The organism is Candidatus Sysuiplasma acidicola, from assembly GCA_019721035.1.
Lineage (GTDB): Archaea > Thermoplasmatota > Thermoplasmata > Sysuiplasmatales > Sysuiplasmataceae > Sysuiplasma > Sysuiplasma acidicola.
In genome coordinates, this window is the sequence record JAHEAA010000032.1 from 1 (window position 1) to 8060 (window position 8060).

The window sequence follows — 8060 nt, forward strand, 5'->3', positions numbered from 1 at the left end:
AAGGTATCGGAGAATTCATAGGGAAATGTGGGCCGGTCTAAAGGGGCGCAACGATTTCATCCTAGAGAAAGAGAGCGGCTTCAGCGACGTACTTGAACTGAAGTTGCCAACAGATGAGTTATTTACTCTTGGAAGGAAACCTAGAATGAGTGGGGCTCTTAAAGACGCTTTGTCACAAATGGCTGAGTATCTTCATTACTATCATGTGAATTATCTTTCTCACAAAGAGCAAACGAACATGGACGTCCTTTACCCAAAAGGGATAATAGTGATAGGGCGGAGAAAGGAAAACGAAAAGCAGTTACTCGAGAGCCACAATGCTATTCTTAGTAAAATAACGATATTGACTTATGACGACGTTATAGGTGAGGCAAGGCAAGTAATTAAGACTCTAAAGAAGCGAAGAAAGAATGTGGATGTGAAACGTTGATTTGTTGTTGTGGTTGCTTCGATGCATCAGTCGTCAGTGATCATCACAAGCTGATTCTGAACATCTCTTTCTGATGCCTTCGTGAAGACAACTCGATGGTAGGAACACTGCTCTGTATCCCAAATCTCTGTGTCCCGAATATTGATGAATACGTCTGCCACCATGGTATTTTACAGCTTCGTCTGTAACTTCTTTAAGATCCTGTCTTTCCAGGAGTTCTCAACCATCTGCTCCAGATGATTTGAGTGACTGTTTCTTCTATCTATGAGTGAAACTTCAGGTGTGTTCTTAATCTTCCAAATATCGGTTCCAGACAACTTCCTTCTTAGACAACCACAGCTTTTTCAGCGAGGCTTCACTGATTGTCATCATGGCCGAAATGTCATTTTCAAGGTGCTGCACTACGTGGCTTGGCTTTTCTATAAGTAATCTGTCGCCGTTTCTCAGCAGCTGCAGATCGTCCCCTTTCCGGATGCCTGGCGCTTTCCGCATTTCGGCCGGAATCGATATCCGTTCCTCGTTGCTCACCTTAATTTTCTTTAAAATCGTTCCTTCAGTCACATGGCTCACATTATTAATACTGAATTTTTTTAACCTCTCCAGTTGCATCCGGAAGCGCCAGACTCGATAGCCATGGCTACACTCCAGACACAGATAAATTGCCCATCTTGTATTTGATTCAGGTTCCTTCGCCTGTAACCCCTCTTGAAGGCGCTAACGATCTGGATTGAACCTCTTTGTAAACAGAAAAATTTTGCTATTGCAAGCAATTCATCACCCAACTGCCGTATTCAAACGCATGGCGCTGGAAGCTTTTTTGCCCTTATTCGTACGGGCCTGTAACAGGTTCCCCATAATCTTTCGAAATGTTATTACGAATGAATGGCATTAAGGGGGCAGGCAGTAACAATGAATCCTGCCAAAAACGTGAGGGGAAAAAAGTGACTTCAAGTGGAACAGGTTCGCAGAGTGCCTCGAAACCATCGCGCCGGAACGCCATTATTGCGCTCGTTGTCGTTGTAATTTTGATTATTGCTGCAGTATCTGTATATGCTGTGCTGCAGTCGAGCAGGAAGGCCGCACCGGCCGACATACTAGTAGGGACGCTGTATGCCAGCTCAGGAGCATTTGCGCAGCTTTCCGGATATCAGCTTTCGGGCCTGAAGCTGTGGATCAACCAGACGAATGTAGCAGGGGGCTTATATGTTTCAAGCTACGGCAAGAAGCTGCCGCTCAAGCTGGTGACATACGACGATCAGAGCAGCACGAGCACTGCGGCAACTGATTACACAAACCTCATCACGGTCGACCATGTCAACATACTCGTTGCGGACTTCGGCTCTACACTAACGGCGCCTGCAATCTCCATTGCGCAGGAACACCACGTGCTTCTCTTTGATCCGACCGCATCAACCCCGGGATTCTTCTCGGCAACGAATCCATATGTTGTCGATCTCTCGATACTCGTGTCGTCTGAGTGGCCGCTTGTTCTCTCCAAGTATCTCATAACACACAGGACGTCCATTTCAAAAGTCGCAATACTCTACACCGATCAGGCGTTCACAGCAGCCCAGGCCAGTACCATCGACAGCCAGCTGACTGCAGCGGGCATCACGCCAGTCTACTATCAGGCGACATCTGCCTCCAGCGCCGCAGAGTATTCGACACTGCTACAGTCGATCAATGCCACATCCCCCCAGGCGGTCCTTGAACTGGGCTACCTTGACAATGACCTGTCTTTCTACAGTGCAATGGCCGCGGACAATATGCATTTCCCGTTCGTGTTCACCATATATTCGGGACTGGCTTATTCGGCAGTCTTCTCACAGACACCGGCCGGCAGTCTGAATTACACATACACATATGCTTCGCCTCCGTTTGTGCAATACACGAATGTCACCCTCGGTCCTACCACATCACAATTCGTGTCTGAATGGCAATCACTGTATGGAAGTGTGCCAAACTTCAACGACATTGCGGGGTACAACGCCGGACTTCTTATCGGGAAGACGATTTCGGTGGCGGGAAACCTGAATCAGCTTGATTTACGGCATGCGGCAAACCAGCTTTCCGGCAACACGACGACGCTCGAAGGACCATTCGTCATCAACACATCGACAGGCGCACAAATTGGAATGCCGATGGATCTCATGCAGTACCAGCCGGGATCATCGGGCCTGAGTCCGGTGGTGATTTATCCAACCAATGTGGCCACAGGAACGGCCATCTATCCTGCGCCGAGCGTTGTTCTGGCAAATGCCAACGCTGTCGCATATGCTACGCAAAACCACGCTCTCACGCCGCTGTATCTCCAGTATTCAACGGCGCTGGAGCAGTTCCCAGCCCTCATAATGGCACAGGGAGACATGCGGGCGGGCGTGGCATGACGGCAATGTTCGAGTGAAGCACGACACATGACGGATAGAGTGCCCGACTCATGCAGCTGTTTCTGGACGCTTTAATCACATCGCTGATTTATTCGGCGTTCTTTTCCCTTGCAGCGTTGGGCCTCAACCTTATTTTTGGCGTCATGAGGATAGTGAATCTGGCACATGGCCAGTTCATTGTCCTCGGCTCTTATGCCGCCATCCTGCTCCTGTCCACCTATTCTGTCAATCCGCTCATGGCACTGCTGTTCATTGTTCCTGTTTTCTTCCTAACCGGCATTCCCCTCTATTATCTGCTCGTTCCGAGGCTCCGCAAATCCGGTGATCCTGAAATGAGTTCGTTTATTCTCTTCTTCGGCCTTTCGTTCGTGATGGAGGGACTGGCGATTCAGTTTTTTGGCGTCGATTACAGAACGCTTCCTTACTCTGCCTTCAGGCCGCTGCACGTGAGCATTGCAGGCAGCACCGTTCCGTTTGCCTGGATTGTCACTGCTGCCGTATCCGTCTTTTTCATACTGGTCATTTACGTTTATCTCTACCATACGAGACTCGGGCTGCAGACACGGGCGCTGATGATAAACAGGGAGGAGGCTGCCGCCAACGGTGTGAATGCAGGCACCGTTTCGGCAATTGCATTTTCCACCGGGCTGACGCTGGCAGCGGCTGCCGGCGCCTTCTCCTCTTTCATAAGCTATCCGACATCTCCTGCCATAGGGGCAACATTCACTCTCATCTCCTTTGCAATAATAATCATAGGCGCACTGGGAAACCCTCTTGCGACGCTTGTCGGCGGCGTGGTTTTCGCCTTCACATACGGCTACACAGAACTCTATTTTCCGAACATTTCATCGCTCGTACCCTTCGTTGTGCTAGTCGCAGTAATACTCATCAGGCCCACAGGACTCATGGGGAGGAAAGTGCGTGAATTTTAACGGCCTTTTCCTTTCGGGCGGAAAAGGGATAAAAACAGATGCTGTCAAAATGGTAATACCGCTGGCCGTAATATTCGTGCTCGGCCCTGTTCTTACGGCCAATCAGAGCATACTGATGGAACTCGCAGTATTCATCATACTTGCCGACGCGCTAAACATAGTATATGGTTTCACAGGATATCTCCCGTTCGGTTTCGGCGCTTTTTTCGCCGTGGGTGCTTACGGCACAGCGATCATGATAGCACATTATTCGTCGCCTGTCGCACTCGCATTGCTGGTCGGTGCGCTCCTCGCCTGCCTCCTGGCGCTTGTCTTCACACCGCTTCTGAGACTCTCCGGAGCATATTTTGCGATAGCAAGCCTGGCCGCCTTTGAGGTTGTGTACCTGGCAGTGAGCAACACGTCGCTCACTTCCGTCACGGGAGGCCCTTATGGGATATCATTCATTCAGGCATATTCGCCAAATGTGGACTATGCGGTCACTGCCGTTGTCGCAATTGTGTCGGCGCTCGCGGTAATTCTACTGTCACGATCATATTTCGGTATTGCCCTCAAGGCAATAAAGGAGGATCGTTTTGCGGTTGAACTTGCAGGCGTCAACAGCCTGCGCTACAGGAATTATGCGTGGTTGCTCTCCGCGCTGTTTTCTGGCCTGGCCGGAGGCCTGTTCGGCTGGTATCTCGGATTCTTCTATCCGGAAGCGGTATTTTCGCTCACCGACTACTCAGTGCTCGTCATAGTTTTCGTGCTCTTCGGCGGCAGGGGGACAACATTCGGGCCAGTGATCGGAACAATCATATTGTTCGCAACCTACGAGATGCTCATACTGTATTTCAGCAACCTGCTGCTCATAATATTCGGTCTCCTGCTTGTGCTGCTGATTCTTTTCATACCCGACGGCATATTGCCGATAATCAGAAAATATTACGGTGGCATTTCATGACAGGCAACGTGACGGCGCTGCTTGAAGCCCGTGGAATAACAAAGACATTCGGCAGGATGGAAGCTCTGAGCGGCGTGAGTCTGTCTGTCGGGAAGGGCGAAACGCTCGCCCTGATCGGCCCCAACGGCTCCGGCAAGACGACACTCATCAACATAATCTCGGGATTGCTCTTTCCCGATGCCGGAGAGATTCTTTTCGAGGGGAAAAACATTTCACGGCTTTCGCCCCACAGGAGATCGCACATAGGCATAAACAGGACTTTCCAGATACCGCATCCGTTCGGCGGCCTCACTGTAGCCGAGAATGTGGAGATTGCAGTTCTGTTCGGACAGGGAAAACAGGGTTCGCACCGCAATGACATGGAGTCTACCACTGATGATCTGCTGAAACTCACCGGACTTTTACAGTTCGCCGACAAGAAGGCGGAGACGCTCAACACAGGTCAGAAGAAGATGCTCGACCTTGCCAAGGCACTGGCAACGAAACCTCGTGTGCTGCTTGTAGACGAGCTTGCAGCCGGACTGAATTCCACCGAGATGGACGGTGTTGCAAAACTGCTGAGGGATATTGCGAAGGGCATTGACGCCGTGGTGGTGGTGGAGCATGTGATGAGCTTCATCAGGAGGGTCACAGACACTGTTGTGGTGCTGGATGCGGGCAGGAAGATATTTGACGGCAGGTTCACAGACGCTGTGCATGATGAAAAAGTGATGGAGGTCTATCTTGGAGCATCAAAATCTGCTTGACGTTAAAGGCGTTTCCTCGGGCTACGGCTCACTGCAGGTCATCTGGGACTGTTCGTTGAGTGTGGGAACGAATGAGAGCGTCGTCGTACTCGGCTCAAACGGTTCGGGAAAGACGACGCTGCTGAGGGCAATTACCGGAGTGCTTCCGCTCACATCCGGAAGCGTTCTGTTCGACGGTAAGGACGTGACAGCACTTCCCGTCTTCAGAAGGGCACGGATGGGAATGTGTTATGTTTCTGAGAACAGCGTCTATCCTGCCATGACTGTCAGGGAAAATCTGTCAATGAGCTCGCTCAGAAGCGCTGACGGGTCTGAGGAGAAAGCCGCTGAGGTACACAGGCTTTTTCCCGATATCCTCAGGCTCGACAGGGTGAGAGCGTCCGCACTCAGCGGAGGTCAGAGGAAGATGCTCATGGTTGCAAAGGCAATCGTCGCCAGCCCTAAGCTCCTCATAATGGACGAGCCTTCCAGCGGTCTCTCCCCCATATTTACTGAAAAAATAATCGAGGTGCTTTCGGCCCTGAAGCAACGCGGAATGCCCATGCTGGTTTCTGAGCAGAACATAGAGTTCGCCGGGCTCGCGGACAGACTGCTCGTTCTCGACCACGGCAGGATAGTATTTTCGGGAACAAAGGAAGAGGCTGAAAGAAACGATGCCATACGGAGCGCTTATTTTGCAATCTGATGCCTCCTCCGGCAAATAATCTATAGTCACAGGCGCGGTTTCCGTAACCGTGAACGGAGAGAGACACTTCGACATCACGGTCATCGGCGGCGGCGTGCTGGGAACCTGCATTGCCTACTGGCTGACGTCACATTTCGACGGCAGCGTTGCGCTTGTGGAAATGGAGAGCAATGTTGCCGTTCACGCATCCTCCCGCAATACCGGCGTGGTGCACAGGCCGTTCTATCTCGATCCGGTAAAGAAGAAGATCTTTGCACTTTCGGCTCAGAAGTCATACGGCATGTGGAAGCGGCTGTCGGAAACAGCCTCGTTGCCATGGAGACAGCACGGAACACTTGAAATCTGCCTGCATGAGGAGGACGTGCCCAGACTGTCGGTTTACATGAAATGGGGAAGGGCAAATGGAATGGGAGAGGAGGAACTGGTCCTCCTCGACAGGGGTGAAGCGGGCAGGATTGAGCCGGACGTGAGATGCAGTGGAGCGCTCCTGTGCAGGACGGATGCTGCCGTGGACTACGGGGCATTCACGAGGGCGGTGATGTCGATATGCCGGCAGAATGGTCTGCATCTCCTGCTGAACAGCAAACTGACTGGCATTGAGAGCAGCAACGGCAGAAACGTTCTGTTGCTGAATAACGGAGATACTACGCTGAAGGCAACTTCCGATTTCGTAATCAACGCTGCGGGCGGTAATGCCGTTGACATTGCGCACAGGATGGGCCTTGGCATGCAGTACACTGATATTCACTTCAGGGGAGATTACTGGAAGGTCCTTCCGGACATGCTGCCGTCAGTGAGGCACAACATTTACTCCCTGCCGGCGCACTCTGAATTTCCATTCCTGGATCCGCATTTTGTCATAAGGCACGACGGCGGAAGGGAAATAGGTCCCAATGCTGCGATGGTTGCCGGTCCTTACCAGTACAGTGGTATGATTGCCGGCTTGAGACAGCTGCTGTCAAAGGCATTCGAAAGGCCGTTGCTTCCCAAGGCAAAGCTGGCGGTCAATGCAGAGTTCATTTCACTTGCAAGGTCCGAATGGAGGAGTTCATTGTCCAGAGACGCGATGTGCGGGCGTGTGCAGAAATTCATTCCGTCTCTCAGGCCGGATATGCTCCAGGACAGGGGGTTTGGCGGGATAAGGAGCAATCTGATTGACAGGAAAGGTTTCGTTCCGGAAGCGGTTGTGACAGGCAACGAGCAGTCTTTGCATGTATTGAATTACAATTCACCCGGTGCAACGGGAGCACCGGCCTATTCGGCTTACCTGGTCGGACTGCTCAAAGACGGAGGATTTCTGGACCATATGAGATTGAAGACAGGAGGCAACCGGATCTGGAATTTTGACGAAGCAGCGCACATGGACGGCTAATGGAATCGGACGCGCTGAATCATTAGGCATTTGCGTGATTCTGGCGGGCCCAGGATCCAGAGGCCCGGACGGGTCCGAATGCAGTTGAAGCCTGATTGGGATGAGATACAGTTTGTCCCCGTCCATGTTTCCCGGAGATTTCAAGTGACAATACGTGAAGGAGCGCTCCTGATATGGCGTAAAAATTTGACGTCCCACAGTTTCACAACCGGAGGGAAAAGGAAGATCGCTGTTCGTCTCAACTTCGTCCTCTCAATGAAAATTTCCATGAAATCTCTGGTACGACTGCTCCAGTTTTCCTTTCAATGCGGCTATAGATTGACAGTGTACTGATCTTTCTGTAGATTCCTAGACCCTGTACCTTCCCTGTACTCACGACATAGCCTCCATGTTAATGTACCTTCTTCCCGTTTGCCATTCCTCATCTATATTCATCAGAATGGATACTGCAAGACGGAGCAGCGACCTGTCGTTGGGAAGCGCTCCGATCTTGCGTGTTCTCCTCTTCAGTTCCAGGTTTATACGCTCAAGCATGTTCGATGTCCTGAGCTTTTTCCATTGCTGC

At 51.3% G+C, this 8060-nt stretch carries 9 protein-coding genes; 7 read left to right on the forward strand and 2 right to left on the reverse strand.

All coding sequences use genetic code 11. The features are described from left to right. Positions 1-430 (forward strand): DUF4263 domain-containing protein (locus tag KIS30_09895; protein ID MBX8647046.1); only part of this gene is annotated, 430 nt, incomplete at its 5' end. Between the two features lie 288 nt (positions 431-718). Here KIS30_09895 and KIS30_09900 read toward each other — a convergent pair. Next, entirely contained in the window at positions 719-1039 is a 321-nt protein-coding gene (locus tag KIS30_09900; GenBank protein MBX8647047.1) for an AbrB/MazE/SpoVT family DNA-binding domain-containing protein, read from the reverse strand. Positions 1040-1371: 332 nt separating this feature from the next. On the opposite strand from KIS30_09900, the gene KIS30_09905 reads away from it, so the two are divergent. From KIS30_09905 to KIS30_09930, 6 genes are read left to right on the forward strand one after another with little or no spacing between them, the layout of a single operon-like run. Further along, on the forward strand, positions 1372-2817 hold the full coding sequence (locus KIS30_09905) for an ABC transporter substrate-binding protein (protein MBX8647048.1): 1446 nt from the start codon (positions 1372-1374) through the stop codon (positions 2815-2817). 50 nt (positions 2818-2867) lie between these two features. Beyond that, positions 2868-3749 carry a branched-chain amino acid ABC transporter permease gene (locus tag KIS30_09910; GenBank protein MBX8647049.1) on the forward strand — a complete coding sequence of 294 codons (882 nt, stop codon included), beginning with the start codon at positions 2868-2870 and terminating at the stop codon, positions 3747-3749. Continuing rightward, the gene (locus KIS30_09915) at positions 3739-4692 is read left to right on the forward strand and encodes a branched-chain amino acid ABC transporter permease (protein MBX8647050.1); all 954 of its coding nucleotides are present in this window, start codon (positions 3739-3741) and stop codon (positions 4690-4692) included. Before KIS30_09910 ends, KIS30_09915 begins: the two co-directional genes overlap by 11 nt. Further along, the gene (locus KIS30_09920) at positions 4689-5438 is read left to right on the forward strand and encodes an ABC transporter ATP-binding protein (protein ID MBX8647051.1); all 750 of its coding nucleotides are present in this window, start codon (positions 4689-4691) and stop codon (positions 5436-5438) included. Before KIS30_09915 ends, KIS30_09920 begins: the two co-directional genes overlap by 4 nt. Next, on the forward strand, positions 5416-6123 hold the full coding sequence (locus KIS30_09925) for an ABC transporter ATP-binding protein (GenBank protein ID MBX8647052.1): 708 nt from the start codon (positions 5416-5418) through the stop codon (positions 6121-6123). Before KIS30_09920 ends, KIS30_09925 begins: the two co-directional genes overlap by 23 nt. A 49-nt stretch (positions 6124-6172) precedes the next feature. Then, positions 6173-7495: an FAD-dependent oxidoreductase gene (locus KIS30_09930; protein MBX8647053.1), complete on the forward strand. Its 1323-nt coding sequence runs from the start codon at positions 6173-6175 to the stop codon at positions 7493-7495. Between the two features lie 372 nt (positions 7496-7867). On the opposite strand, the gene KIS30_09935 is transcribed toward KIS30_09930, so the two are convergent. Next, positions 7868-8060 (reverse strand): transposase (locus tag KIS30_09935; GenBank protein ID MBX8647054.1); only part of this gene is annotated, 193 nt, incomplete at its 5' end.

Excerpts from the sequence above, each read along its gene's own strand:
- KIS30_09900 (MBX8647047.1), bottom strand. The coding sequence starts at position 1,039 with ATGCAACTGGAGAGGTTAAAAAAATTCAGTATTAATAATGTGAGCCAT.
- KIS30_09910 (MBX8647049.1), top strand. The coding sequence starts at position 2,868 with ATGCAGCTGTTTCTGGACGCTTTAATCACATCGCTGATTTATTCGGCG.
- KIS30_09920 (MBX8647051.1), top strand. The coding sequence starts at position 4,689 with ATGACAGGCAACGTGACGGCGCTGCTTGAAGCCCGTGGAATAACAAAG.